We start from the raw sequence: 23,656 nt of genomic DNA, 5'->3' as shown, positions 1-23,656 counted from the left end.
ATGAGCACAAAAGCAATCTATCCCGGTACCTTCGACCCCATTACCAACGGGCATATCGATATCGTCACGCGCGCTGCCAGCATGTTTGACAAGGTGCTGCTGGCCATTGCCGCCAGCCCGAGCAAGAAGCCGATGTTCACCCTCGACGAGCGTATTGCGCTAGCGGAGCAGGCAACGGCGCATCTGGTCAATGTCGAGGTGATGGGTTTCAGCGATCTAATGGCGAATTTTGCCCGCGCACAGCAGGCCAACATTTTGATTCGTGGCTTGCGTGCAGTAGCAGATTTCGAATATGAGATGCAGCTGGCGCATATGAATCGCCATCTGATGCCAACGCTGGAAAGCGTATTCCTGATGCCGTGCAAAGAGTGGTCGTTTATCTCTTCCTCGCTGGTAAAGGAAGTCGCACGCCACCAGGGCGACGTTTCCCACTTCCTGCCGGCGAACGTGCATCAGGCGCTGCTGAAAAAGCTGTAATCTTACGCCAGGGGTCATTCCCGGAGGCGGCACCTTGCGCCAGTTCAGGCTGCTTACGAACCCGTAGCCCGGTCAGCGCAGCGCCACCGGGAGCATGCCGGTTTCAACACCTTACTTTTGGCACTGGCGGCAATAGAACGTCGCCCGCTGAGCATGCTTGCTGGCAATAATTGGCGTACCGCAAATGCGGCAGGGCTCGCCCTTGCGGCCATAAACCTGTAATTCCTGGGCAAAATAGCCCGGCTTACCATCACTTTGCAGAAAATCTTTCAGCGTCGTTCCACCCTGCTCAATCGAGCGTAGCAGCACCGCTTTAATCACGCTTACCAGCCGCTCGCACTCTTCACGCGAAAGCGAAGAAGCCAGCCGATCGGGGTGGATCCCCGCCGAGAACAGCGATTCGCTGGCATAAATATTCCCGACGCCGACCACCAGCTTGTTATCCATAAGCCAGGGTTTAATTGCCGTTTTCTTTTTCGCGCACTTCTGCTGCAAATAGTCGGCATTAAACGCTTCGCTCAGCGGTTCTGGCCCAAGATGCGCCAGCGCAGGATGCCCTTCCAGCGTGCGAGTCCACAGCCAGGCACCAAAACGACGAGGGTCGGTGTAGCGCAGCACGCAGCCGTTGCTCATCACCAGATCCACATGGTCATGCTTTTCTGCAGGTAGCTCGTCCTTCAGGATGCGCAGGCTTCCGGACATGCCCAGATGGATAATGATCCAGCCGCCAGGGAGTTCAAGCAGCAGATATTTGGCACGCCGACGCACGCTCAGCACCGGGACATCGCTCAGGCGATAAATTTCTTCACTGACCGGCCAGCGCAGGCGTCCGTTACGCACAACCGCGTGCAGAATAGTCGCCCCCACCAGATGCGGTTCGATGCCGCGACGGCTGGTTTCTACCTCTGGTAATTCAGGCATTCGTTTTCCTCCATTAACCCAGAGTATTGTGATTCAGCAGCAGGCATCAGGGAAGTAAATTCCGGGCGGGGTTTATCCGGCAGTTTTCCACTGGATAAAAAAACAAAAACCCCGCCGGAGCGGGGTTTTCTTTACAAGGAAACTAAAATTATTTGATTTTAGCTTCTTTGTATAAAACGTGCTGACGGACAACTGGATCGAATTTTTTCAGTTCCAGTTTTTCCGGCTTAGTACGTTTGTTCTTCGTGGTGGTATAGAAGTGACCAGTACCAGCAGAAGAAACCAGCTTGATTTTCTCACGAATACCTTTAGCCATGATTTATTTCCTCTTAGTACTTAGTACTTTTCGCCACGGGCACGCAGTTCAGACAGAACTGTATCGATGCCTTTCTTATCAATAACACGCATACCTTTAGCAGATACACGCAGGGTGACAAAACGCTTTTCGCTCTCAACCCAGAAACGGTGAGAGTGCAGGTTCGGCAGGAAACGGCGTTTGGTCGCGTTCAGTGCGTGGGAACGGTTGTTACCGGTCACCGGACGCTTGCCAGTAACTTGGCAGACTCGGGACATGTCTATTCTCCAAAAATCAAATTAGCTCGAGCTTCGTATGGGGTATCGGCGCCTCGTCAGGCTTTACAGCCCGGTCATCGCAGTTCTAAGTGAACCATCGATTGCCAGGCCCAAATGCCAAACCCGAGATTCTCAAAGGTGGCGTAGTATACGCTGACTCGGCGATGTGCTCAAGTCCCGAACAGACAAAGATCCCGCTGGATCGCGTGATCGGGGCTAAATCCAGCCGCGTTCGGCAAAAGATACGTACGCACCGCGGCCGATTACAAGATGATCGAGCACTCGTATCTCCATGAAACCACAACACTTTACCACGCGTTCGGTCATCAGTCTGTCAGCCTTACTCGGCTCAGGACTACCGGACGGATGATTATGTGCAAGGATCACCGCAGCGGCGTTCACTTTGATGGCTTCGCGTACAATTTCTCGCGGATGCACCTCTACGTGGCTAAGAGTACCAGAAAAAAGCCGGCTATGTTTCAATACCCGGTTCTGATTATCTAAAAAGATCACGATGAAGATCTCTCGCTCCTCATCAGCGAGATGACTTTGCAAAAACTCCAGCGTCATCATCGGGGTGACCAGAGAAGGCTCTGCAACCAACCGCAGGCTAAAATAGCGCCGTGCCAGCTCGGCAATCCCCTTTAGCTGAGCATATTTCGCCAGGCCAATACCATCCACCGCATCAAGCTGTGATTTATTCGCTGACAGCAGACCATGCAGCGAACCAAAACGCTGCAGCAGGTCATACGAGTAAGTCATGACATCTTTGTGCCGCGTCCCGGTGCGTAAAAATAGCGCCAGCAGTTCAACATCCGACAAAGCTTCAATGCCGTAAAGCGACATTTTTTCCCGCGGCATCAGGGGTTCCGGTGCATCCATAGGGCCTCTCCTTTCCAGTCCCCCTATCCTGGCACAGCCCGCTAGCGCTGCCGACAGCCTTACTCGCCTCTTGCGTAGCGCCTCGCAAAGTGAATTCCTGGCAGCCACGCGACGGCGACGGGATTGTGGTAATATGCGCGGATTCTGGTGTACTCCAACAGGAAAAAATCATGATGAGTCTGGCTGGTAAAAAGATCGTTCTTGGCGTTAGCGGCGGCATCGCTGCCTATAAAACGCCGGAACTGGTGCGCCGCCTGCGTGACCGTGGCGCAGATGTGCGCGTCGCCATGACGGAAGCCGCCAAAGCCTTCATTACGCCACTGAGTCTGCAGGCGGTGTCCGGTTACCCGGTGTCCGATAGCCTGCTCGACCCGGCAGCAGAAGCCGCAATGGGTCACATTGAGCTGGGTAAATGGGCGGACCTGGTTATCCTCGCCCCGGCAACCGCCGATCTGATCGCCCGCGTTGCGGCTGGCATGGCCAATGACCTGGTCTCTACTATCTGCCTCGCGACCCCCTCTCCGGTTGCCGTTGTCCCCGCAATGAATCAGCAGATGTACCGCGCGGCAGCCACGCAGCATAACCTTGAGGTGCTTGCCTCACGCGGCCTGCTGCTCTGGGGTCCGGACAGCGGTAGCCAGGCCTGCGGCGATATCGGCCCGGGCCGAATGCTGGACCCAATGACGATTGTTGATTTGGCCGCCGCGCATTTTTCGCCTGTCAAAGATTTGCAACATCTCAACATCATGATTACTGCGGGCCCTACCCGTGAGCCGTTGGATCCGGTGCGTTATATTACCAACCACAGCTCCGGTAAAATGGGGTTTGCCATTGCCGCCGCGGCCGCGAGCCGTGGGGCGAACGTGACGCTGGTTAGCGGGCCGGTTGCTTTACCAACGCCGCCGTTAGTCCAACGTATCGATGTGACAACTGCGCTGGAAATGGAAGCAGCGGTCCAGAAAAGCGCCCAGCAGCAGCAGATTTTTATTGGCTGCGCCGCCGTAGCCGACTATCGTGCCGTTGCCATCGCGGAAGAAAAAATTAAAAAGCAAGGCGATGAGCTAACCCTCAAAATGGTCAAGAACCCCGATGTTGTTGCCGGAGTGGCAGCGCTCATGGTCAATCGACCTTTTGTCGTTGGGTTTGCCGCCGAAACGAATAATGTGGAAGAATACGCGAGGCAAAAACGCGCTCGCAAAAACCTCGACCTGATTTGCGCTAACGATGTCTCTCAGCCTAATCAAGGATTTAACAGCGACAGCAACGCCTTACACCTTTTCTGGCAGGATGGAGATAAGCGCTTACCACTTGAGCGCAAGGAACTCCTTGGCCAATTATTACTCGACGAGATCGTGACCCGTTATGATGAAAAAAATCGACGTTAAGATTCTGGACCCGCGTGTTGGTAAGCAATTTCCGCTGCCGACCTATGCCACCTCCGGTTCCGCCGGACTTGACCTGCGAGCCTGTCTCGACGACGCCGTAGAGCTGGCGCCGGGTGCAACCACATTGTTGCCTACCGGTCTGGCTATTCATATCGCCGATTCGTCTCTGGCGGCGGTGATTCTGCCGCGCTCCGGGCTGGGCCATAAGCACGGCGTCGTTCTGGGCAACCTGGTCGGTCTGATTGATTCCGACTATCAGGGGCAGCTGATGGTTTCCGTCTGGAACCGCGGCCAGCAGAGCTTTACGATTGAACCCGGTGAGCGTATCGCTCAAATGGTCTTTGTACCCGTCGTACAGGCGGAATTTAACCTGGTGGAAGATTTTGACGCCACCGAACGTGGCGAAGGTGGCTTTGGTCACTCAGGGCGCGCATAAGCCTGACCACATCGAATCCGCATCCCAGAGTGCATTAATGCAATAACATCACCGCAAACGACTGTTTGCGGTCACTTTGTGGATGCCTGCCTGACAAGTGCTTATTTTCAGGGGTATTTTAAAACATGGCAGAAAAACAAACTGCGAAAAGGAATCGTCGCGAAGAAATACTTCAGTCTCTGGCCCTGATGCTTGAATCCAGCGATGGTAGTCAACGCATTACCACAGCGAAACTGGCGGCGTCCGTCGGCGTGTCCGAAGCGGCGTTGTATCGTCATTTTCCCAGCAAAACTCGCATGTTCGATAGCCTAATCGAGTTTATCGAAGACAGTCTGATTACGCGCATCAATTTGATTTTAAAAGATGAAAAAGACACGTCGGCGCGCCTGCGTTTGATTGTGCTGCTGATTCTTGGGTTTGGTGAGCGTAATCCTGGGCTGACGCGAATTCTGACCGGCCATGCGCTGATGTTCGAACAAGATCGTCTCCAGGGGCGGATTAACCAGCTGTTTGAACGTATTGAGGTACAGCTACGCCAGGTCATGCGCGAGAAGAAAATGCGTGAAGGTGAAGGCTATACCGTCGATGAAGCCCTGCTGGCCAGTCAGCTGTTGGCCTTCTGCGAGGGTATGCTGTCTCGCTTTGTGCGTAGCGAGTTTAAATATCGTCCGACGGATGATTTTGACGCCCGCTGGCCGCTGGTTGCCGCGCAGCTGCGGTAATCCACACCGCTCTCGATGCAGCCCAAAAGGCTGCATCTCATTTTTGATTTTTCTGTCATAAAGCCCAGAACAATTCGTTGAATTGCCAGATGTTTTCGGCTCTCGCTCTCTCATAACATCCTTTGATTGTATTTTTTCAATGGACAAGGAGAAGGCTGATGGCGACATCACGGCGGGAATTGCTCAAACTGGGCGGTCTGGCGACCGCATCACTATTGCTCAGTCAAAAAAGTTTCGCGGCCTGGGCACCATCAGCGCGTTATCCCGACCCACGCATTATGGCGACGGATGACAGCTTTCGCCGCTATATGCTTGCCAGCGCAAAAGTCGAGCAAATCGCTACCGGTTTTCGCTGGGCAGAAGGACCGGTATGGTTTGGCGATACGCGTATGCTGCTCTGGAGTGATATTCCCAATAACGCCATCATGCGCTGGGATGAAGCCACCGGTGAAACCAGCATATTTCGTCAACCGGCAAACTACGCCAACGGCCACACCCGCGACCGGCAGGGGCGGTTGATTAGCTGTGAGCACGACACCCGCCGCATTACCCGCACCGAGTACGACGGGACCATTACCGTACTGGCCGACAGCTTTGACGGCAAACCGCTAAACTCACCGAACGATATCGTTGTGAAGTCAGACGGCAGCATCTGGTTTACCGATCCGCCTTTCGGTATCAGTGGGTTCTATGAAGGGCACAAAGCCACGCCGCAGTTGCCGCAGAACGTTTATCGGCTGGATCCAGAAAGCCGCAAGCTGAGCGTCATATTGGGCGACGTGAAAGGTCCAAACGGACTCTGTTTCTCCCAGGATGAGAAAACGCTGTTCGTCGTGGAGAGCCGCGCAACGCCAAACCGCCTCATCCTGGCATGGGATGTTGTCGATAACACGTTGAAAAACAAAAGAGTGCATATTGACTGTGGCAACGGGACCGCTGACGGCATCGCCTGTGACATGGACGGGAATCTATGGTGTGGCTGGGGAACGGGCAGCGAGGAGCTGGACGGGGTGCGCGTCTTCAACCCTCAGGGGAAGAACATCGGCATCATTCAGTTGCCGGAACGTTGCGCAAACCTCTGTTTTGGCGGTGAGCAGCGCAATCGCCTGTTTATGGCTTCCAGCACCTCAATCTATTCGCTCTACGTCAATGCCCAAGGGGCAAAGCTGGTCTGAAACCAGCCCGGCAGGAAACGACCTGCCGGGCTGATGTTTATACCCCGTACGCTTCGCGGTAAGCCCGAACGGCTGCCAGATGCTCAGCCATCTCCGGCTTCTCTTCCAGATAGGAAATCAACTCTTTCAGGGTGACGATAGAGATCACTTTACAGCCGTAATCACGCTCAACTTCCTGAATCGCGGAGATGTCACCGCGACCGCGTTCCTGGCGGTCCAGAGAGATCAGTACGCCGGCCAGTTCTGCACCGTGCGCCTGGATAATTTCCATCGACTCACGAATCGCGGTACCGGCGGTGATCACGTCGTCAACCAGCATAACTCGTCCCTGCAGAGTGCTGCCGACCAGGCTCCCGCCTTCACCATGGGTCTTCGCTTCTTTACGGTTAAAACAGTAAGGCAAATCCAGGTCGTGGTGTTCCGCCAGGGCAACCGCTGTGGTGGTCGCGATAGGGATCCCTTTATAAGCCGGGCCAAACAGCAGATCGAAATCAATTCCGGAATCGACTAATGCTTCGGCATAGAAACGGCCTAACAGTGCCAGATCGCGCCCGGTGTTAAACAGGCCGGCGTTGAAGAAATAGGGGCTCTTACGCCCGGATTTCAGCGTAAATTCGCCAAACTTAAGGACCTGCTTGTTAAGCGCAAATTCAATAAACTGGCGCTGATATAACTTCATGGATTTGCTCCTCATCTTAGAGTCCATCCCACCAGGCTACCTTGCTTGTCATTATGCGCCAGGGCAGTGCTCAAAATCCTCACGTACTATGCGTACGTTCCGGTTTTTCCGCGCGAGCCCAGCGCAAACTACCTGCGCCGGTCAGGCCTGATGGAATCGCTTCTTACTATTTTCAGACAAAAAAAAGGCGACTTCTCAGTCGCCTTAAAAACTAGTTTTCTAACGCCGCTTTCTGCGTCGCCACAATGGATTCGATTCCCCCTCGGGCCAACGCCAACAGGGTGAGTAGCTCTTCATGGGTAAACGGCTCGCCTTCCGCCGTGCCCTGCACCTCAATGATGCGACCGTCTTCGGTCATCACCACGTTCATATCGGTTTCCGCTGCGGAATCTTCGACATATTCCAGATCGCACAGCGCTTCGCCGTTGACGATACCCACGGAAACCGCAGCGACCATCCCTTTCATCGGGTTGCTTTTCAGCTTACCGGCAGCAACCAGCTTATTCAGCGCATCGGCCAGCGCCACGCAGGCGCCGGTAATCGATGCGGTACGGGTGCCGCCGTCAGCCTGCAGAACATCGCAGTCGAGGGTAATGGTGAATTCGCCGAGTGCTTTCAGGTCTACCGCCGCGCGCAGAGCACGTGCAATCAGACGCTGGATTTCCATGGTACGGCCGCCCTGCTTACCCTTCGCGGCTTCACGCGCGTTACGGGTATGTGTAGCACGCGGCAGCATGCCATATTCTGCCGTAATCCACCCCTGGCCCTGACCTTTCAGGAAGCGCGGCACGCCTTCGTCGATCGAGGCGGTGCACAACACTTTGGTGTCACCAAATTCGACCAGCACGGAGCCTTCTGCGTGTATTGTATAGTTACGGGTCAGGGTGACGGGACGCACCTGGTTAGCGCTACGACCTGCTGGACGCATAATGATCTCTCCGGCTTGAAACGAATGTGGCGCGCATTATACACAAAATCATGCGGGATGCATGAGGTGACGCGCCTCTGGCAGCATAGATAACTGAGGCCCTGGGCGGAGCGATGCCGCCAACAGAGGGGCAGTCAGAAGGATAACGTGTATATACGGATAATGCTCGCTTATTCCTATCCTGATAAGGCCCTGAAAGCTATAATCCACCCCACTCTCCTTTAAAAACAGGAACGTCTATGATCCGCAGTATGACCGCCTATGCCCGGCGTGAAATCAAGGGTGAATGGGGCAGCGCCGCGTGGGAACTGCGCTCGGTAAACCAACGATATCTGGAAACTTATTTCCGTCTGCCGGAGCAGTTCCGTAGCCTGGAGCCTGTAGTGCGTGAGCGTATTCGTTCACGACTGACCCGTGGCAAAGTTGAATGTACCTTACGTTTTGATCAGGATCCCAGCGCTCAGAGTGAGCTGATTCTGAACGAAAATCTCGCAAAACAGCTGGTCAATGCCGCCAACTGGGTCAAGATGCAGAGCGATGAAGGTGAAATCAACCCGGTTGACATTCTGCGCTGGCCTGGCGTTATGGCAGCCCAGGAACAGGATCTCGATGCGATTGCCGCCGATATTCTGTCTGCGCTGAACGGTGCGCTGGATGACTTTATCGTTGCCCGTGAGACCGAAGGTCAGGCGCTGAAATCGCTTATTGAGCAGCGCCTCGAAGGCGTTACTGCTGAAGTTGCGAAAGTGCGCGCTCATATGCCGGAAATCTTACAGTGGCAGCGCGACCGCCTGGTTGCCAAGCTGGAAGATGCGGAAGTGCAGCTGGAAAATAACCGTCTCGAACAAGAGCTGGTGCTGATGGCACAGCGCATCGACGTTGCCGAAGAGCTGGACCGTCTGGAAGCACACGTAAAAGAGACCTGGAACATCCTGAAGAAGAAAGAAGCCGTTGGCCGCCGTCTTGACTTTATGATGCAGGAATTCAACCGCGAGTCGAACACGCTGGCGTCGAAATCCATCAATGCGGAAGTGACCAATTCCGCCATCGAACTGAAAGTCCTGATCGAGCAAATGCGCGAGCAGATTCAGAACATCGAGTAATCGCTGTTGCTGGCTCCTCTTATGACGAGCCAGCATTACTTTTATTTATCCATTTTAATCAACTTACGATCAACCTACCCCAGATTTACTGCTCAAAACCTATCTCACACATTAGTTTTTCCTGGGAAAAACTCTTCACCTTAGAAAATCTCAATCGTGATCTTCCGCACAAATCGCTAATCTGACCGGCATCATTGTGGGGGATTTATGCTGCTTCATATTCTGTATTTAATTGGTATCACTGCTGAAGCGATGACCGGTGCTCTGGCAGCCGGGCGCCGCCGGATGGATACCTTCGGCGTCATTATCATTGCAACCGCAACCGCGCTTGGCGGCGGCTCAGTCCGGGATATCCTGCTGGGACACTACCCGCTGGGATGGGTCAAGAACCCGGAATACGTCATCATCGTCGCCGTCGCGGCAGTGTTAACCACCATTGCCGCCCCGGTCATGCCTCATCTGCGCCGCCTGTTTCTGGTTCTGGATGCCCTGGGCCTGATAGTGTTCTCGATCATCGGCGCACAAATTGCGCTGGATATGGGAGAAGGACCGGTGATTGCTTCTATCGCTGCCGTGGTTACTGGCGTATTTGGCGGCGTGCTGCGAGACATGTTCTGCAAGCGCATCCCCCTGGTTTTCCAGAAAGAGCTGTATGCCGGCATCTCATTTGCGGCAGCAATCCTTTATATCGCCCTGCAGCACTACGTGAGCAGCCATGATGTGGTCGTGATCTCCACCCTGCTGTTTGGCTTTACCGCCCGCATGCTGGCGTTGCGCTGGAAACTGGGACTTCCCGTCTTCAATTACAACCATAACGCCCACTGATCCCGTCAAAACCCGGGAATATGTTGCCCGCTGAGCCAGTGCGCCAGCACGGTAACATCCGGATGTCGGAGAAAAGCAACCAGCTGCCGGGCTCTCTCAGCGCCCATCCCCGGCAGGCTCCGCCACTGCTCCTCGCTACGCTCCTGCAGCTGCTGCCAGTTTTCCCCTGCCAGTCCGGCAAGCGCCACCTGAGGAATTGGCACACCTAACGCCTGTATCCAGCGTAAAAACGGCAGCTCGCGAGTCAGATTGAACTGATGCCAAAGCCGCTGCCCTCGACCGGCGCTAATCCCAGGAATCCCTTGTAGCTGCTGTGGTGTTAATGCCAGCCACGAGAACAGGTGCTCCAGCGGGTGCGCATGCTGTACAGTGCGCCACACTGACTCACCTACGCCATCAAGTTTCAGAATCGGTTTTGTCGACAGCCAGGTCAGCCTTGAGAGAAATTGCTCATCACACCCGGGGACCGCGAAATAGCACGTCAGCGGGGTAAACCGCTCCGGCGGCGGCTGAGGCTTATTACGTTTTATTGCCCGCCACACGACGCGGTCTATTCGTGGAATACCCTGACCCGCCAGACTGATTTGCAGCTGATCGCCGAGACCAATATCCAGGCGCTTCCAGCGGGAAACTGACCCGATACTGACTTGCTTCACCCGTTTATCGTCCAAATACTGTGGCTCCAGCAGGGCAACGACTGAAATTTTCCCACTGCGGCCAACCCGAAAGCGGATGCCGCGAACCTCCATTAAGCGGGACGCCGGCGGATATTTCCAGGCAACGACCCATTCACCCTGCCCTGGCGACCACAATCGGCCGGCAGGCTCCCGACCGCGACGCACAACCACACCGTCGGTAGCAAAAGGCAGAGCCGAGGTTAACCAGCGCTCTCGCCACTGTGCAACCTGCTGCGCATCCACAACGGGGTGTGAAAAATGAGCGCTGTGGAGAAATCCACTCTTCTGCAACAAGTCCAGACGCTGGCGCATATCCTGAGGACCATCTGGCCACGCCCAGATAAAAATCCCCAGCTGTGCGAGCTGCGCCGGTGTATCAAGGCGCATCAGCGTACCGGCCACTTTCGCCCGCGCATTCATTCCCCCCATTTGCTTTTGTATATGCCCGGCGTGATACAGAAAAATTTCCCCCTGCAGCACGCTATTAGCCAGTGCACCTTCAGTAACCGTCGGCACAGCAGGAATCTGTCGCACCTTGGCGGTCCACGACTCTCCGGCGCGACCGTCTCCACGACTGATCGCCTGTACCAATTGCCCGTGGCGATACACCAGCGTCACGGCCACACCGTCAACCTTCGGCTGCACCCAGAGATCCGTTTTACCGTGCATCCACCGCGCAACTTCGGATTTATCAGCCAGTTTTCGCACACCGGTATGGGCAACCGGATGCTCGATCGCTCCCGTTGCGGGCGGCAACTCATCATTATTTGCGGGGGATACGAGCGAAAAACAGCGTCGCCACTGTGTTAATCGCGCCGAAAGCTGGTCGTATATCTCATCACTGACGTCACTACTCCCCTGCCGCCAGTACGCATTGTTCCAGTCAGTCACCTGCTGATTCAGACGATGTATCTCCCGCTCGGCCTGCGCCAGTGGCCATTCAGGACAGGCTGCCTGTCCGTATCCAGCCGCGACCCACACGCCAATCATCAAGATCCACTTTCGCATGGCTCCGCCTCCTGTTTTATCCACGGGCATTCTGCAGGAGAGCGTTTTCCTTCGGCGACAGGTGATTTCTCACGCTGCGATCGGTCATCCAGGCTTTGTATGTCTTTTCGGCAAGACACAGAGAAATCAGGGAAACGGCTAGCAAAATGAAAGAAACAGAAGCAAAAAGTGTGACAGGGACTGCGTCACGGTGCGGCGCCGTGTATAATAGGCTCGTATGTAGTATCTCTTTCGACAATCACATACAAAAGACTCTCATGGCTCAAGGCACGCTTTATATTGTTTCCGCCCCAAGTGGCGCGGGTAAATCCAGCCTGATTCAGGCTTTATTGAAAACCCAACCGCTGTATGACACCCAGGTCTCTGTTTCGCATACCACGCGCGCGCCGCGTCCGGGTGAAGTGCACGGCGAACACTATTTCTTTGTTAATCACGATGATTTCAGAGCGATGATTGGCAAAGACGCATTTCTTGAGCACGCGGAAGTTTTTGGCAACTATTACGGCACCTCGCGCGAAACAATCGAGCAGGTACTGGCAACCGGCGTCGATGTTTTCCTTGATATCGACTGGCAGGGTGCTCAGCAAATCCGTCAAAGAATGCCGGGCGCGCGCAGCATCTTTATTCTGCCGCCGTCAAAAGATGAGCTTGACCGTCGCCTGCGTGGCCGCGGCCAGGACAGCGAAGAGGTGATCGCAAAACGTATGGCGCAGGCTGTTGCAGAAATGAGCCATTACGCGGAATATGATTACCTTATTGTGAATGATGATTTTGATACCGCGCTGAGCGATCTGAAAAACATTATTCGCGCCGAACGTCTGCGCATGAGCCGCCAAAAGCAGCGACATGGCGCTTTAATCACCAAACTGTTGGCAGACTGAACCCACATTCAGTATCATGCCCAGTCATTTCTTCATCTGTGGAGCATTTTAAGTATGGCACGCGTAACTGTTCAGGACGCTGTAGAGAAAATTGGTAACCGTTTTGACCTGGTACTGGTCGCCGCGCGTCGCGCTCGTCAGATGCAGGTAGGCGGAAAAGATCCGCTGGTACCGGAAGAAAACGATAAAACTACCGTTATTGCACTGCGCGAAATCGAAGAAGGTCTGATCAACAACCAGATCCTCGACGTCCGCGATCGTCAAGAACAGCAAGAGCAGGAAGCCGCTGAATTACAAGCCGTTACCGCTATTGCTGAAGGTCGTCGTTAATCACGCAGCGGGTAGCCCTTGTATCTGTTTGAAAGCCTGAATCAGCTGATTCAAAATTACCTGCCGGAAGAGCAAATCAAGCGTCTTCGGCAGGCATATCTCGTTGCACGTGACGCTCACGAGGGCCAGACACGTTCAAGCGGTGAACCCTATATCACGCACCCGGTGGCGGTAGCCTGCATTCTGGCCGAGATGAAACTCGACTATGAAACGCTGATGGCTGCGCTGCTGCATGACGTGATTGAAGATACCCCTGCCACCTACCAGGATATGGAGCAGCTCTTTGGCAAAAGCGTTGCTGAGCTGGTAGAGGGGGTATCGAAACTTGATAAGCTCAAGTTCCGCGATAAGAAAGAGGCGCAGGCCGAAAACTTTCGCAAAATGATTATGGCGATGGTGCAGGATATCCGCGTCATCCTCATCAAACTTGCCGACCGCACGCACAACATGCGCACTTTGGGCTCACTTCGCCCGGACAAACGCCGCCGTATTGCCCGTGAAACGCTGGAGATCTACAGCCCGCTGGCCCACCGTTTAGGTATTCACCACATCAAAACCGAGCTTGAAGAGCTGGGCTTTGAAGCGCTGTATCCTAATCGTTATCGCGTCATCAAAGAAGTCGTCAAAGCGGCGCGCGGCAACCGTAAAGAGATGATTCAAAAGATCCTCTCTGAAATCGAAGGGCGTTTACAGGAAGCGGGAATCCCCTGTCGCGTCAGCGGTCGTGAAAAACATCTGTACTCCATCTACTGCAAGATGGTGCTTAAAGAGCAGCGCTTTCACTCAATCATGGATATCTACGCGTTCCGCGTGATCGTGCATGATTCAGACACCTGCTACCGCGTGCTTGGCCAGATGCACAGCCTTTACAAGCCTCGCCCAGGCCGAATGAAAGACTACATCGCTATTCCAAAAGCGAACGGCTATCAATCTCTGCACACCTCCATGATCGGCCCGCACGGCGTCCCGGTTGAGGTCCAGATTCGTACCGAAGACATGGACCAGATGGCAGAAATGGGGGTCGCGGCGCACTGGGCTTATAAAGAGCACGGCGGCGAAAGCAGCACCACCGCACAAATCCGCGCGCAGCGCTGGATGCAAAGCCTGCTGGAGCTACAGCAAAGCGCAGGCAGCTCGTTTGAATTTATCGAGAGCGTCAAATCCGATCTGTTCCCGGATGAGATTTACGTTTTCACCCCGGAAGGGCGCATTGTCGAACTGCCCGCTGGCGCGACGCCGGTGGACTTCGCCTACGCCGTGCATACCGATATCGGCCATGCCTGCGTTGGCGCCCGCGTCGACCGCCAGCCGTATCCATTGTCGCAGTCGCTTTCCAGCGGCCAGACGGTGGAAATCATCACCGCACCTGGCGCCCGGCCGAATGCCGCATGGCTGAACTTTGTCGTCAGCTCGAAAGCGCGCGCCAAAATTCGCCAGCTGTTGAAAAACCTCAAGCGCGATGATTCTGTCAGCCTGGGCCGCCGTCTGCTCAACCATGCTCTGGGTGGCAGCCGCAAGCTGGCTGAAATCCCGCAGGAGAGTATTCAGCGCGAACTGGAGCGTATGAAGCTGGCCAGCCTTGACGATCTGCTGGCGGAAATTGGCCTCGGTAACGCGATGAGCGTCGTAGTAGCCAAAAACCTGCAGCAGGGCGAAACCGTCACTGCACCAGCGCAAAGCGCCTCTTCAGGCCACGGTCATCTGCCGATTAAAGGCGCTGACGGCGTTCTGATTACCTTTGCGAAGTGCTGTCGTCCGATTCCTGGCGACCCGATTATCGCCCACGTCAGCCCCGGCAAAGGTCTGGTCATTCACCATGAGTCCTGTCGTAACATTCGTGGCTACCAGAAAGAGCCAGAGAAGTTTATGGCCGTCGAGTGGGATAAAGAGACCGCGCAGGAATTTATCACCGAAATTAAGGTGGATATGTTTAACCACCAGGGTGCACTGGCGAACCTTACGGCAGCCATTAACACCGCCTCTTCCAATATTCAGAGTCTGAATACAGAAGAAAAAGATGGTCGCGTATACAGCGCGTTTATCCGCCTTACCGCGCGCGACCGCGTGCATCTGGCGAATATTATGCGCAAAATTCGTGTCATGCCGGATGTGATAAAAGTCACCCGTAACCGAAACTAGCCTTATATACAAAAGCATTCGAGTTACGTCACAAGACGCTTTCGCGTTTTGCACAGCGCTTGCGCTGGCCCCGAAGGGGCACGTTTGTCAGCCAGGTAACGCGGCGATCGAATGAATCTCCAGCCACAAACAGAAGTCGGTGGCTGGAGTGAATAAGTACGGCCAACGCCGAGGTAACTTGAAGGATGAAGTGTTTATGAATCCACAGCGTTATGCGCGTATCTGTGAGATGCTCGCCAGGCGTCAGCCTGACCTGACGGTCTGCATGGAGCAGGTCCATAAACCTCATAACGTCTCTGCGGTGATTCGTACCGCAGACGCCGTTGGCGTGCACGAAGTACACGCTATATGGCCCAGTAGCCGCATGCGCACTATGGCCTCTGCCGCCGCCGGCAGCAATAGCTGGGTTCAGGTCAAAACCCACCGCTCGATTGGCGATGCTGTCAGCCATTTAAAGGGCCAGGGTATGCAAATCCTGGCCACTCACCTCTCTGATAAAGCCGTCGATTTTCGCGAAATCGACTACACCCTCCCCACCTGCATTCTGATGGGTCAGGAAAAAACCGGCATCACTCAGGAAGCCTTAGCGCTGGCCGACCAGGACATCATTATTCCGATGACAGGCATGGTGCAGTCGCTGAATGTTTCCGTCGCCTCCGCCCTGATCCTCTACGAAGCCCAGCGCCAGCGGCAAAACGCGGGCATGTATCAGCGTGAGAACAGTATGCTGCCGGAAGAAGAACAGCAGCGCCTGCTGTTTGAAGGTGGATATCCGGTGCTGGCCAGGGTGGCAAAACAAAAAGGTCTGCCTTATCCGTACGTGAATGCGCAGGGCGAAGTTGAAGCCGATGACGCATGGTGGGCAACCATGCAGGCATCCGGCTCCGCTCACCGCACCACAGGCGGTAGCAGTACAGGAGCAGGCCCACAAAGGCGCAATCTGAAGGATGAAGGGTAAATGGCAGGTCGCCTGTTAGATGCAGTCCCGCTGAATTCGCTAACCGGCGTTGGCGCGGCACAAAGCAACAAACTGGCGAAAATCGGCCTGCATACCGTGCAGGACCTCCTTCTGCACCTGCCGCTACGCTATGAAGACCGTACCCATCTTTATCAAATAGGCGAGCTGCTGCCGGGCGTTTACGCCACCGTTGAAGGCGAAGTCCTCAGCAGCAACATCACCTTCGGCGGCCGCCGCATGATGACCTGCCAAATCAGCGACGGCTCCGGCATACTCACCATGCGCTTTTTCAACTTTAACGCCGCGATGAAAAACAGCCTGGCGACTGGCAGGCGCGTATTGGCCTACGGAGAAGCCAAACGTGGGAAATACGGGGCGGAGATGATTCACCCGGAATACCGCGTGCAGGGTGACATGAGCACGCCTGAGCTTCAGGAAACGCTGACGCCAGTCTATCCAACGACCGAAGGCATCAAGCAGGCAACGCTGCGCAAGCTGACCGATCAGGCGCTGGAACTCCTCGACACCTGCGCTATCGCCGAACTGCTGCCACCCGAACTGGCACAGGGAATGATGAGCCTGCCGGAAGCGCTACGCACATTGCACCGTCCGCCGCCGTCGCTGCAGCTCAGCGATCTGGAAAGCGGCAAACATCCGGCACAGCAGCGCTTAATTCTGGAAGAACTTCTGGCGCATAATCTGAGCATGCTGGCGCTACGCGCAGGTGCTCAGCGTTTTCATGCCGTGGCTCTCAGCGCCAACGACACATTTAAAAACCAGCTGCTTGCCTCCCTGCCCTTTAAGCCGACCGGCGCACAGCAGCGAGTCACCGCCGAGATTGAACGCGATATGGCGCTCGATGTGCCGATGATGCGCCTGGTACAAGGTGACGTTGGGTCCGGGAAAACGCTGGTTGCCGCGCTCGCCGCGCTGCGGGCCATCTCTCACGGCAAACAGGTGGCGCTGATGGCGCCTACCGAACTGCTAGCAGAACAACACGCCAGTAACTTCCGCCAGTGGTTTGCGCCGCTGGGCATTGAAGTCGGCTGGCTGGCGGGCAAACAGAAAGGTAAGGCACGCCAGGCACAGCAGGACGCCATCGCCAGCGGTCAGGTACAGATGATCGTCGGCACCCACGCCATTTTTCAGGAGCAGGTACAGTTCAACGGCCTGGCGCTGGTGATTATTGATGAGCAGCACCGCTTCGGCGTCCACCAGCGGCTGGCGCTGTGGGAAAAAGGCCAGCAGCAAGGCTTCCATCCCCACCAGTTGATTATGACCGCGACCCCGATTCCACGTACCCTGGCAATGACCGCCTACGCCGATCTTGATACCTCGGTAATCGACGAGCTGCCGCCGGGGAGAACGCCGGTCACTACGGTCGCCATCCCCGATACTCGCCGCCACGATATTATCGACCGGGTTCGCAACGCCTGCACACATGAAGGGCGTCAGGCCTACTGGGTCTGCACCCTGATTGAAGAGTCCGATCTGCTGGAAGCCCAGGCGGCAGAAGCCACTTGGGAAGAGCTTAAGCTGGCGCTGCCGGAGCTGAATATCGGCCTGGTGCATGGCCGCATGAAGCCGGCAGACAAACAGGCGGTCATGCAGGCCTTTAAGCAGGGTGAACTGCATCTGCTGATCGCCACCACGGTCATCGAAGTTGGGGTAGACGTGCCGAATGCCAGCCTGATGATTATCGAAAATCCGGAACGCCTGGGTCTGGCGCAGCTGCACCAGCTCAGAGGGCGCGTCGGGCGCGGCGCGGTAGCATCACACTGCGTGCTACTCTATAAATCACCGCTGTCAAAAACGGCGCAGAAACGCCTGCAGGTCCTGCGCGACAGCAACGACGGTTTCGTCATTGCTCAGAAGGACCTGGAAATCCGTGGCCCCGGCGAGCTGCTTGGCACCCGACAAACCGGCACCGCCGAGTTTAAAGTCGCCGATCTGCTGCGCGATCAGGCCATGATCCCGGACGTTCAGCGCATCGCCCGCCATATTCATGAACGTTATTCTCAGCAGGCTCAGGCGCTTATCGAGCGCTGGATGCCGGAAACCGAACGCTATTCCAACGCCTAGCGTCAGACCTGTTCCCGCAGGGGCAGACCGCGACGCTGCGCGCAATTTATCTTCACAACGAGTGGATTATGAAACGAGAACTGGCCATCGAATTTTCGCGTGTCACCGAAGCCGCCGCCCTGGCGGGCTATAAATGGCTGGGCCGCGGTGATAAAAATACCGCCGACGGCGCTGCCGTCAACGCCATGCGTATTATGCTCAATCTGATTAATATCGACGGCACCATCGTTATTGGCGAAGGTGAAATCGATGAAGCGCCGATGCTGTATATCGGTGAGAGGGTCGGCACCGGCAACGGTGATGCGGTGGATATTGCCGTTGACCCGATTGAAGGAACGCGTATGACGGCCATGGGCCAGGCCAACGCGCTGGCGGTGATGGCAGTCGGTGATAAGGGCTGTTTCCTGAATGCGCCGGATATGTACATGGAAAAACTGATTGTCGGCCCAGGCGCAAAAGGGGCGATTGACCTCAATCTGCCGCTGGCGGAAAACCTGCGTAATGTCGCTGCGGCGCTGAATAAACCGCTGGCCGAACTGACCGTCACTATTCTGGCCAAGCCGCGTCATGATGCGGTCATTGCCGAGCTCCAGCAGTCAGGCGTCCGCGTCTTCGCCATTCCTGATGGCGACGTAGCGGCATCAATTCTGACCTGCATGCCGGACAGCGAAGTCGACGTCCTGTACGGCATCGGTGGCGCACCGGAAGGGGTGGTCTCTGCCGCCGTCATCCGTGCTCTGGACGGCGACATGCAGGGCCGCCTGCTGGCTCGTCACGATGTGAAAGGCGATACCGCAGAAAACCGCCGTATCGGTGAGAACGAGCTGGCACGCTGCAAAGAGATGGGCATCGAGGCTGGCAAAGTCCTGCGCCTGGACGAGATGGCCCGCAGCGATAATGTCGTGTTCTCCGCCACCGGGATCACCAAAGGCGATCTGCTGGATGGCATTACTCGTAAAGGCAATATGGCCACGACGGAAACGCTGCTGATTCGCGGTAAATCCCGTACGATTCGTCGTATTCAGTCCATTCATTATCTCGACCGCAAAGACCCGGATATCCAGCTGCATATTCTGTAAACGCCCGTTCACGCGTTCTGATGGCATGCTGGCAACAGGCCCAGGGATGGGCTGAATAACGGTTCCCCCGAGCGCACATGCAATTGAAGTATGACGGTAATATTTGATCAATAGAGCTTTTCGGCGCCGTCAGGCTGGAAATCTTTGCCGCATGCACCGAAGATAAGGCAACGCTTCGCGCAACGGGAGAAGATGATGGCTGACTGGGTTAGCGGCAAAGTAAAAAAAATAGAGTTCTGGACCGACACGCTGTTCAGTTTGTACGTCCATGCACCTGTTCACCCGTTTACCGCCGGGCAATTTACCAAGCTGGGGCTGGAAATTGACGGTGAACGCGTGCAGCGTGCCTATTCCTACGTTAACGCACCGGGTAATCCTGACCTGGAATTCTATCTGGTCACCGTCCCGGACGGTAAGCTCAGCCCGCGTCTCGCGGCGCTCAAACCTGGCGATGACGTTCAGCTTGTCAGCGAAGCCGCTGGCTTCTTCGTGCTGGAAGAGGTGCCGGACTGCGAGACCTTGTGGATGCTGGCGACCGGCACCGCACTCGGCCCGTATCTGTCTATCCTGCAAGAAGGCAAAGACCTCCAGCGCTTCAAGAACCTGGTGCTGGTTCATGCCGCCCGCTATGAGGCAGATTTAAGCTATCTGCCGCTGATGCGTGAATTAGAACAACGCTACGCCGGCAAGCTACGAATCCAGACCGTGGTGAGCCGCGAAACCGTCCCCGGCTCGCTGACCGGCCGAATTCCCTTTCTGATCGAAACCGGCGCCCTTGAAGAGACGGTTGGCCTGCCGATGAACGCCGATAATAGCCACGTTATGCTTTGCGGAAACCCGCAGATGGTGCGCGATACTCAACAGCTGTTGAAAGAGACCCGACAGATGACGAAACATCTTCGTCGCCGACCGGGCCACATGACCGCCGAGCAATACTGGTAATCAGGACTCCGCTTTCCAGCGAACATCCTGCGTATCTTTACCAAATTTATTCTCACCCTGGGTGCCGACAAACGCGCCCAGGTCGATAAGCATCATGACGATAATCAGCGTCGGCGCAAACCGCCCGACAACCCATTGCCAGACGCCCGGCAGCACTGACCAGTTCCCCGCCAGCAGCATCCACGCCAGAATCATCAGTAGCGCCCAGAGCCCCGATCTCCCGCGGTCATGCAGGCGCTTAATCGTCACCGCCGCCGTCGGCCACAGCAGGCACACCAAAATAAACGCAGCGGTCTGCACATTGAGTAAATTTGTGCCGGCCAGGGTAAACAGCGCGCTCATGGAAAGCACCCAGATAGCTATCCAGATCCAGAAATCACGGCGCCCGATGCGCCCTTTAATTGAGAACATCCACTGCTGTAGGGTCATGTTTTATTCCTTATCATCTTCATTCGCGTAGTTTACCCTGAAGCCGTCACTTTTTGACAAGCGCGACGGTTCCCGTTTTAATCGTCTGCAGGCAAAAAAAGGAACGACCGGCATGAAGACGTGGATGACAATATGTTTTATTGGGCTGACGGCCTTAACCGTTGGCCCGAAGGCGTTCTCCGCGGTGCCGGAATCTTCCGCCACGGCCCCCTATTTGCTAGCAGGCGCCCCCACCTTTGATATGTCTATCAGCGAGTTTAGGGAAAAATTCAATGCGGACAATCCTAAGCTCCAGCTGAACGAATTTCGCGCCATCGCCTCCAGCCGCGATCGGGAAAATCTGACGCGGGCAGCGAGCAAAATTAATGAAAATCTCTACGCCTCCACGGCGCTGGAGCGCGGCACGCTCAAGATAAAATCGATACAGGTGACCTGGCTACCTATTCAGGGACCAGAGCAAAAAGCCGCAAAGACCAAAGCTCAGGAGTATATGAGCGCCGTGTTACGCACGTTTGCGCCCACCTTAAGTCTCGCTCAGAGTCAGCAAAAACTGCAGAAAATGCTCGCCGCCGGCAAGGGAAAACGTTACTTCTCTGAAACGGAAGGCGCGATACGCTATGTTGTCGCAGACAACGGTGAAAAAGGGCTGACCTTCGCTGTTGAACCGATTAAGCTGGCGCTATCCGAAACGCTGGAGAGCAATAATAAATGACAAAAAGCAAAGCCTTTCCAACGATGAATCTCTATACTGTTTGACAGACCATGCTGCCCTGACGGGTGGCTATATTCCTTAATTCGCTTAACTTAGCGTGGAGAATTAAAATGCGACATCCTTTAGTGATGGGTAACTGGAAACTGAACGGCAGCCGCCACATGGTAAACGAACTGGTTGCTAACCTGCGTACCGAACTGGCTGGCGTTTCTGGCTGTGCCGTTGCAATCGCTCCGCCAGAAATGTATATCGATCTGGCTAAGCATGCGGCAGAAGGTAGCCACATTCACCTGGGCGCGCAGAACGTTGACCTGAACCTGTCCGGCGCATTCACCGGTGAAACGTCAGCCCAAATGTTGAAAGATGTCGGTGCTGAATACATCATCATCGGTCACTCTGAGCGTCGTACTTACCACAAAGAGTCTGACGAATTCATCGCTAAAAAATTCGCAGTTCTGAAAGAACAAGGTCTGATTCCGGTTCTGTGCATCGGTGAAACTGAAGCAGAAAACGAAGCGGGCAAAACCGAAGAAGTATGCGCACGTCAGATCGACGCCGTTCTGAAAACTCAGGGCGCAGCGGCATTTGAAGGCGTGGTTATCGCTTACGAACCAGTCTGGGCAATCGGCACCGGCAAATCTGCGACTCCGGCTCAGGCTCAGGCCGTGCACAAATTCATCCGTGACCACATTGCGAAAGCGGATGCGAAAGTGGCTGAACAGGTCATTATCCAGTACGGCGGTTCCGTGAACGCTTCCAACGCAGCAGAACTGTTCACCCAGCCGGACATCGACGGCGCGCTGGTTGGCGGCGCATCCCTGAAAGCTGACGCTTTCGCGGTGATCGTTAAAGCAGCAGAAGCAGCGAAAAACGCGTAACGCGCTATCCCTCATTTCCCCTGGTGGGGCGACGGGATAGTACAATACGTGTCGTGCAATACGGATAACCCGGACAAGGCGCATCAGGCGCCGCCTCCGGGTTTTTTGATCCCGCTACAGTTTCCCCAACGCCTGATACCACAGATAGTCCAGCGGCAGCAGAATCAAATAACTTACCGCCGCCAGGGCGATACACAGCAGCATCCCCAGCCGCGCAGGCACTTTTCCCAACGCCATCGCCACCACAATCGGCGACGCCTGATACGGCAGCAGCGGCGTTGAATAGCCCAAAACCTGAATCATAATCACGCTGAGCAGCGGGAAACCGGTGGCATCGGAAAAGCTCTGGGCAAACGTGGTGTATAGCGCGGGTACGCCGTTGGCGGTCATAATAAAGTTCAGGGCGCTAGTGATGCCCGTTAAGGCCAGGAAGCTGGTAAACGGACTTTCTTTATCGAGCGGCATTACGTGCAGCAGCGCATTGCCCACCGCCTCACCGATGCCGGTTTGGGTGACGGTAATCGCCAGTCCAAGGATCCCGGCGACGTAAATGCAGGTGCGAATATTCACCCCGCTGGAAAACTCCTCCCCGTTGATAAATCCTACCCGTGGCAGCAAAGTCACCACTGCGGCCGCCAGCCCGGTCCAGGCCGGGCCGATGCCGTGCCAGCTCTCACTCACCCATAACACCAGCACCACCGCCAGTAGCCAGGCCAGGCGCTTCTCGTCCCGGCTCATCGGCGTAAGCGGGGTCAGTTCGCGCGGCGGGTGCGGTTTGCCAGGAAACAGCCAGCAGATCAGGGCAATTAATACTCCCCCCTTTAGCCAACCCAGCACCGGCGTGTGCAGCAGCAGATACGGCAGGTAGTTAAGGTGAATGCCGTACGAACCTTCAGCCGCACCGCTCATCACCAGGTTTGGGACATTGGCAGGCAGAATAGTTGCTGACAGCTGGAACGTCCCAAAGCCCACCGCCAGCGCCAGTCCATACCAGGGCCGGGTGCCGTCTTCGATACCGGCGCGCTTCGCCATCGCCGCCACTATGGGCATCAGCAGCGCGATACGCCCCATATTTGACGGCATCACAAAGGCCAACGCATAGCTCAGCAGCACAACGCTGCCCACCATTAAAGGCCAGGAGTCTGTCAGCCGCGCCGATAGCGCCCGTGCCGCTCTGTCCGCCAGACCGGTTTTACGAATCGCAATCCCAAGGACAAAACCGCTGAACACCAGCCAGAACGCCGACGAGGCAAACCCGCCAAAGATCACTTCCGGTGGCGCAATTTTGGCCATCATCGCCGCAGCAAAAAACAGCAGCGCGGTCATAAACTCCGGCAGCAGCGAGGTTGCCCACAGCAGGATGGTTATCGCGACAATCAGCGAGGGAATAAACAGAGGGTGAGAAAACCAGAGCGACATGCCTGTCTCCTGTCGT

The 23,656-nt window shown here is 55.6% G+C and carries 25 protein-coding genes; 16 read left to right on the top strand and 9 right to left on the bottom strand.

The features are described from left to right. Entirely contained in the window at window positions 1–477 is a 477-nt protein-coding gene (coaD, locus tag ACMYSK_RS20045; protein WP_434638077.1) for a pantetheine-phosphate adenylyltransferase, read from the top strand. Between the two features lie 111 nt (window positions 478–588). Here coaD and mutM read toward each other — a convergent pair whose 3' ends face one another. The 4 genes from mutM to radC all read right to left on the bottom strand — a co-directional run bounded on the left by mutM (window position 589) and on the right by radC (window position 2,853). Continuing rightward, on the bottom strand, window positions 589–1,398 hold the full coding sequence (gene mutM, locus ACMYSK_RS20040) for a bifunctional DNA-formamidopyrimidine glycosylase/DNA-(apurinic or apyrimidinic site) lyase (protein WP_434638076.1): 810 nt from the start codon (window positions 1,396–1,398) through the stop codon (window positions 589–591). A 148-nt stretch (window positions 1,399–1,546) separates the two neighbouring features. Further along, entirely contained in the window at window positions 1,547–1,714 is a 168-nt protein-coding gene (gene rpmG / locus ACMYSK_RS20035) for a 50S ribosomal protein L33 (RefSeq protein ID WP_003024094.1), read from the bottom strand. Window positions 1,715–1,734: 20 nt separating this feature from the next. Next, window positions 1,735–1,971: a 50S ribosomal protein L28 gene (rpmB, locus tag ACMYSK_RS20030; protein ID WP_002436699.1), complete on the bottom strand. Its 237-nt coding sequence runs from the start codon at window positions 1,969–1,971 to the stop codon at window positions 1,735–1,737. 216 nt (window positions 1,972–2,187) lie between these two features. Continuing rightward, window positions 2,188–2,853, bottom strand: coding sequence for a RadC family protein (radC, locus tag ACMYSK_RS20025; protein WP_434638074.1), 666 nt, complete (start codon window positions 2,851–2,853; stop codon window positions 2,188–2,190). A 173-nt stretch (window positions 2,854–3,026) separates the two neighbouring features. Between radC and coaBC the strand changes: the two genes are divergently transcribed. The 4 genes from coaBC (at window position 3,027) to ACMYSK_RS20005 (ending at window position 6,571) form a co-directional block, all read left to right on the top strand. Beyond that, complete coding sequence (gene coaBC / locus ACMYSK_RS20020; RefSeq protein ID WP_434644245.1) at window positions 3,027–4,238, top strand: bifunctional phosphopantothenoylcysteine decarboxylase/phosphopantothenate--cysteine ligase CoaBC; 1,212 nt, start codon at window positions 3,027–3,029, stop codon at window positions 4,236–4,238. Next, window positions 4,216–4,674, top strand: coding sequence for a dUTP diphosphatase (dut, locus tag ACMYSK_RS20015; RefSeq protein WP_434638073.1), 459 nt, complete (start codon window positions 4,216–4,218; stop codon window positions 4,672–4,674). Before coaBC ends, dut begins: the two co-directional genes overlap by 23 nt. A 125-nt stretch (window positions 4,675–4,799) precedes the next feature. Beyond that, window positions 4,800–5,396 (top strand): nucleoid occlusion factor SlmA, encoded by a 597-nt coding sequence (gene slmA / locus ACMYSK_RS20010; protein WP_434638072.1) that lies wholly within the window; start codon window positions 4,800–4,802, stop codon window positions 5,394–5,396. 158 nt (window positions 5,397–5,554) lie between these two features. Next, window positions 5,555–6,571, top strand: coding sequence for an SMP-30/gluconolactonase/LRE family protein (locus tag ACMYSK_RS20005; protein WP_434638070.1), 1,017 nt, complete (start codon window positions 5,555–5,557; stop codon window positions 6,569–6,571). 37 nt (window positions 6,572–6,608) lie between these two features. On the opposite strand, the gene pyrE is transcribed toward ACMYSK_RS20005, so the two are convergent. Together pyrE and rph are read right to left on the bottom strand one after the other, a co-directional pair. Then, on the bottom strand, window positions 6,609–7,250 hold the full coding sequence (pyrE, locus tag ACMYSK_RS20000; RefSeq protein WP_434638068.1) for an orotate phosphoribosyltransferase: 642 nt from the start codon (window positions 7,248–7,250) through the stop codon (window positions 6,609–6,611). A 211-nt stretch (window positions 7,251–7,461) separates the two neighbouring features. Next, window positions 7,462–8,178, bottom strand: a complete 717-nt coding sequence (rph, locus tag ACMYSK_RS19995; protein ID WP_004868954.1) for a ribonuclease PH — start codon at window positions 8,176–8,178, stop codon at window positions 7,462–7,464. 239 nt (window positions 8,179–8,417) lie between these two features. Between rph and ACMYSK_RS19990 the strand changes: the two genes are divergently transcribed. Together ACMYSK_RS19990 and ACMYSK_RS19985 are read left to right on the top strand one after the other, a co-directional pair. After that, the gene (locus ACMYSK_RS19990; RefSeq protein ID WP_434638066.1) at window positions 8,418–9,281 is read left to right on the top strand and encodes a YicC/YloC family endoribonuclease; all 864 of its coding nucleotides are present in this window, start codon (window positions 8,418–8,420) and stop codon (window positions 9,279–9,281) included. 207 nt (window positions 9,282–9,488) lie between these two features. Next, entirely contained in the window at window positions 9,489–10,106 is a 618-nt protein-coding gene (locus ACMYSK_RS19985; RefSeq protein ID WP_434638064.1) for a trimeric intracellular cation channel family protein, read from the top strand. Between the two features lie 5 nt (window positions 10,107–10,111). Here the strand turns inward: ACMYSK_RS19985 and ligB are convergent, their stop codons facing one another. Next, window positions 10,112–11,791, bottom strand: a complete 1,680-nt coding sequence (ligB, locus tag ACMYSK_RS19980; protein WP_434638062.1) for an NAD-dependent DNA ligase LigB — start codon at window positions 11,789–11,791, stop codon at window positions 10,112–10,114. A gap of 257 nt (window positions 11,792–12,048) precedes the next feature. Here ligB and gmk point away from each other — a divergent pair, with 257 nt between their 5' ends. From gmk to fpr, 7 genes are all read left to right on the top strand, one after another. Continuing rightward, on the top strand, window positions 12,049–12,672 hold the full coding sequence (gene gmk, locus ACMYSK_RS19975; RefSeq protein WP_434638060.1) for a guanylate kinase: 624 nt from the start codon (window positions 12,049–12,051) through the stop codon (window positions 12,670–12,672). Window positions 12,673–12,726: 54 nt separating this feature from the next. Beyond that, window positions 12,727–13,002 carry a DNA-directed RNA polymerase subunit omega gene (gene rpoZ / locus ACMYSK_RS19970; protein ID WP_004868966.1) on the top strand — a complete coding sequence of 92 codons (276 nt, stop codon included), beginning with the start codon at window positions 12,727–12,729 and terminating at the stop codon, window positions 13,000–13,002. 18 nt (window positions 13,003–13,020) lie between these two features. Further along, the gene (gene spoT, locus ACMYSK_RS19965) at window positions 13,021–15,141 is read left to right on the top strand and encodes a bifunctional GTP diphosphokinase/guanosine-3',5'-bis pyrophosphate 3'-pyrophosphohydrolase (protein WP_434638058.1); all 2,121 of its coding nucleotides are present in this window, start codon (window positions 13,021–13,023) and stop codon (window positions 15,139–15,141) included. 196 nt (window positions 15,142–15,337) lie between these two features. Then, complete coding sequence (gene trmH, locus ACMYSK_RS19960; RefSeq protein WP_434638057.1) at window positions 15,338–16,099, top strand: tRNA (guanosine(18)-2'-O)-methyltransferase TrmH; 762 nt, start codon at window positions 15,338–15,340, stop codon at window positions 16,097–16,099. After that, window positions 16,100–18,181: an ATP-dependent DNA helicase RecG gene (gene recG / locus ACMYSK_RS19955; RefSeq protein WP_434638055.1), complete on the top strand. Its 2,082-nt coding sequence runs from the start codon at window positions 16,100–16,102 to the stop codon at window positions 18,179–18,181. Between the two features lie 68 nt (window positions 18,182–18,249). Then, window positions 18,250–19,260: a class II fructose-bisphosphatase gene (glpX, locus tag ACMYSK_RS19950; RefSeq protein WP_434638053.1), complete on the top strand. Its 1,011-nt coding sequence runs from the start codon at window positions 18,250–18,252 to the stop codon at window positions 19,258–19,260. Between the two features lie 195 nt (window positions 19,261–19,455). Next, window positions 19,456–20,202, top strand: a complete 747-nt coding sequence (fpr, locus tag ACMYSK_RS19945; protein WP_434638051.1) for a ferredoxin--NADP(+) reductase — start codon at window positions 19,456–19,458, stop codon at window positions 20,200–20,202. On the opposite strand, the gene ACMYSK_RS19940 is transcribed toward fpr, so the two are convergent. Further along, the gene (locus ACMYSK_RS19940; RefSeq protein WP_434638049.1) at window positions 20,203–20,631 is read right to left on the bottom strand and encodes a DUF805 domain-containing protein; all 429 of its coding nucleotides are present in this window, start codon (window positions 20,629–20,631) and stop codon (window positions 20,203–20,205) included. Between the two features lie 112 nt (window positions 20,632–20,743). Between ACMYSK_RS19940 and ACMYSK_RS19935 the strand changes: the two genes are divergently transcribed. After that, entirely contained in the window at window positions 20,744–21,343 is a 600-nt protein-coding gene (locus ACMYSK_RS19935) for a DUF1454 family protein (RefSeq protein WP_434638048.1), read from the top strand. A gap of 110 nt (window positions 21,344–21,453) precedes the next feature. After that, window positions 21,454–22,221, top strand: a complete 768-nt coding sequence (tpiA, locus tag ACMYSK_RS19930; protein WP_434638047.1) for a triose-phosphate isomerase — start codon at window positions 21,454–21,456, stop codon at window positions 22,219–22,221. A gap of 114 nt (window positions 22,222–22,335) precedes the next feature. Here the strand turns inward: tpiA and ACMYSK_RS19925 are convergent, their stop codons facing one another. Then, on the bottom strand, window positions 22,336–23,640 hold the full coding sequence (locus ACMYSK_RS19925) for an SLC13 family permease (RefSeq protein WP_434638045.1): 1,305 nt from the start codon (window positions 23,638–23,640) through the stop codon (window positions 22,336–22,338). Window positions 23,641–23,656: the final 16 nt, after the last annotated feature.

Origin of the sequence: Klebsiella sp. I138, assembly GCF_051131765.1 — a bacterium.
Taxonomy (GTDB): Bacteria; Pseudomonadota; Gammaproteobacteria; order Enterobacterales; family Enterobacteriaceae; genus Klebsiella.
The sequence above is the reverse complement of the archived record's forward strand: the minus strand, read 5'-3'. Positions and strand labels throughout refer to the sequence as shown.

What these genes read in the sequence shown, in the direction of transcription:
- coaD (WP_434638077.1), top strand. Translation starts at nt 1, where the DNA reads ATGAGCACAAAAGCAATCTATCCCGGTACCTTCGACCCCATTACCAAC.
- mutM (WP_434638076.1), bottom strand. Translation starts at nt 1,398, where the DNA reads ATGCCTGAATTACCAGAGGTAGAAACCAGCCGTCGCGGCATCGAACCG.
- rpmG (WP_003024094.1), bottom strand. Translation starts at nt 1,714, where the DNA reads ATGGCTAAAGGTATTCGTGAGAAAATCAAGCTGGTTTCTTCTGCTGGT.
- rpmB (WP_002436699.1), bottom strand. Translation starts at nt 1,971, where the DNA reads ATGTCCCGAGTCTGCCAAGTTACTGGCAAGCGTCCGGTGACCGGTAAC.
- radC (WP_434638074.1), bottom strand. Translation starts at nt 2,853, where the DNA reads ATGGATGCACCGGAACCCCTGATGCCGCGGGAAAAAATGTCGCTTTAC.
- coaBC (WP_434644245.1), top strand. Translation starts at nt 3,027, where the DNA reads ATGAGTCTGGCTGGTAAAAAGATCGTTCTTGGCGTTAGCGGCGGCATC.
- dut (WP_434638073.1), top strand. Translation starts at nt 4,216, where the DNA reads ATGATGAAAAAAATCGACGTTAAGATTCTGGACCCGCGTGTTGGTAAG.
- slmA (WP_434638072.1), top strand. Translation starts at nt 4,800, where the DNA reads ATGGCAGAAAAACAAACTGCGAAAAGGAATCGTCGCGAAGAAATACTT.
- ACMYSK_RS20005 (WP_434638070.1), top strand. Translation starts at nt 5,555, where the DNA reads ATGGCGACATCACGGCGGGAATTGCTCAAACTGGGCGGTCTGGCGACC.
- pyrE (WP_434638068.1), bottom strand. Translation starts at nt 7,250, where the DNA reads ATGAAGTTATATCAGCGCCAGTTTATTGAATTTGCGCTTAACAAGCAG.
- rph (WP_004868954.1), bottom strand. Translation starts at nt 8,178, where the DNA reads ATGCGTCCAGCAGGTCGTAGCGCTAACCAGGTGCGTCCCGTCACCCTG.
- ACMYSK_RS19990 (WP_434638066.1), top strand. Translation starts at nt 8,418, where the DNA reads ATGATCCGCAGTATGACCGCCTATGCCCGGCGTGAAATCAAGGGTGAA.
- ACMYSK_RS19985 (WP_434638064.1), top strand. Translation starts at nt 9,489, where the DNA reads ATGCTGCTTCATATTCTGTATTTAATTGGTATCACTGCTGAAGCGATG.
- ligB (WP_434638062.1), bottom strand. Translation starts at nt 11,791, where the DNA reads ATGCGAAAGTGGATCTTGATGATTGGCGTGTGGGTCGCGGCTGGATAC.
- gmk (WP_434638060.1), top strand. Translation starts at nt 12,049, where the DNA reads ATGGCTCAAGGCACGCTTTATATTGTTTCCGCCCCAAGTGGCGCGGGT.
- rpoZ (WP_004868966.1), top strand. Translation starts at nt 12,727, where the DNA reads ATGGCACGCGTAACTGTTCAGGACGCTGTAGAGAAAATTGGTAACCGT.
- trmH (WP_434638057.1), top strand. Translation starts at nt 15,338, where the DNA reads ATGAATCCACAGCGTTATGCGCGTATCTGTGAGATGCTCGCCAGGCGT.
- recG (WP_434638055.1), top strand. Translation starts at nt 16,100, where the DNA reads ATGGCAGGTCGCCTGTTAGATGCAGTCCCGCTGAATTCGCTAACCGGC.
- glpX (WP_434638053.1), top strand. Translation starts at nt 18,250, where the DNA reads ATGAAACGAGAACTGGCCATCGAATTTTCGCGTGTCACCGAAGCCGCC.
- fpr (WP_434638051.1), top strand. Translation starts at nt 19,456, where the DNA reads ATGGCTGACTGGGTTAGCGGCAAAGTAAAAAAAATAGAGTTCTGGACC.
- ACMYSK_RS19940 (WP_434638049.1), bottom strand. Translation starts at nt 20,631, where the DNA reads ATGACCCTACAGCAGTGGATGTTCTCAATTAAAGGGCGCATCGGGCGC.
- ACMYSK_RS19935 (WP_434638048.1), top strand. Translation starts at nt 20,744, where the DNA reads ATGAAGACGTGGATGACAATATGTTTTATTGGGCTGACGGCCTTAACC.
- tpiA (WP_434638047.1), top strand. Translation starts at nt 21,454, where the DNA reads ATGCGACATCCTTTAGTGATGGGTAACTGGAAACTGAACGGCAGCCGC.
- ACMYSK_RS19925 (WP_434638045.1), bottom strand. Translation starts at nt 23,640, where the DNA reads ATGTCGCTCTGGTTTTCTCACCCTCTGTTTATTCCCTCGCTGATTGTC.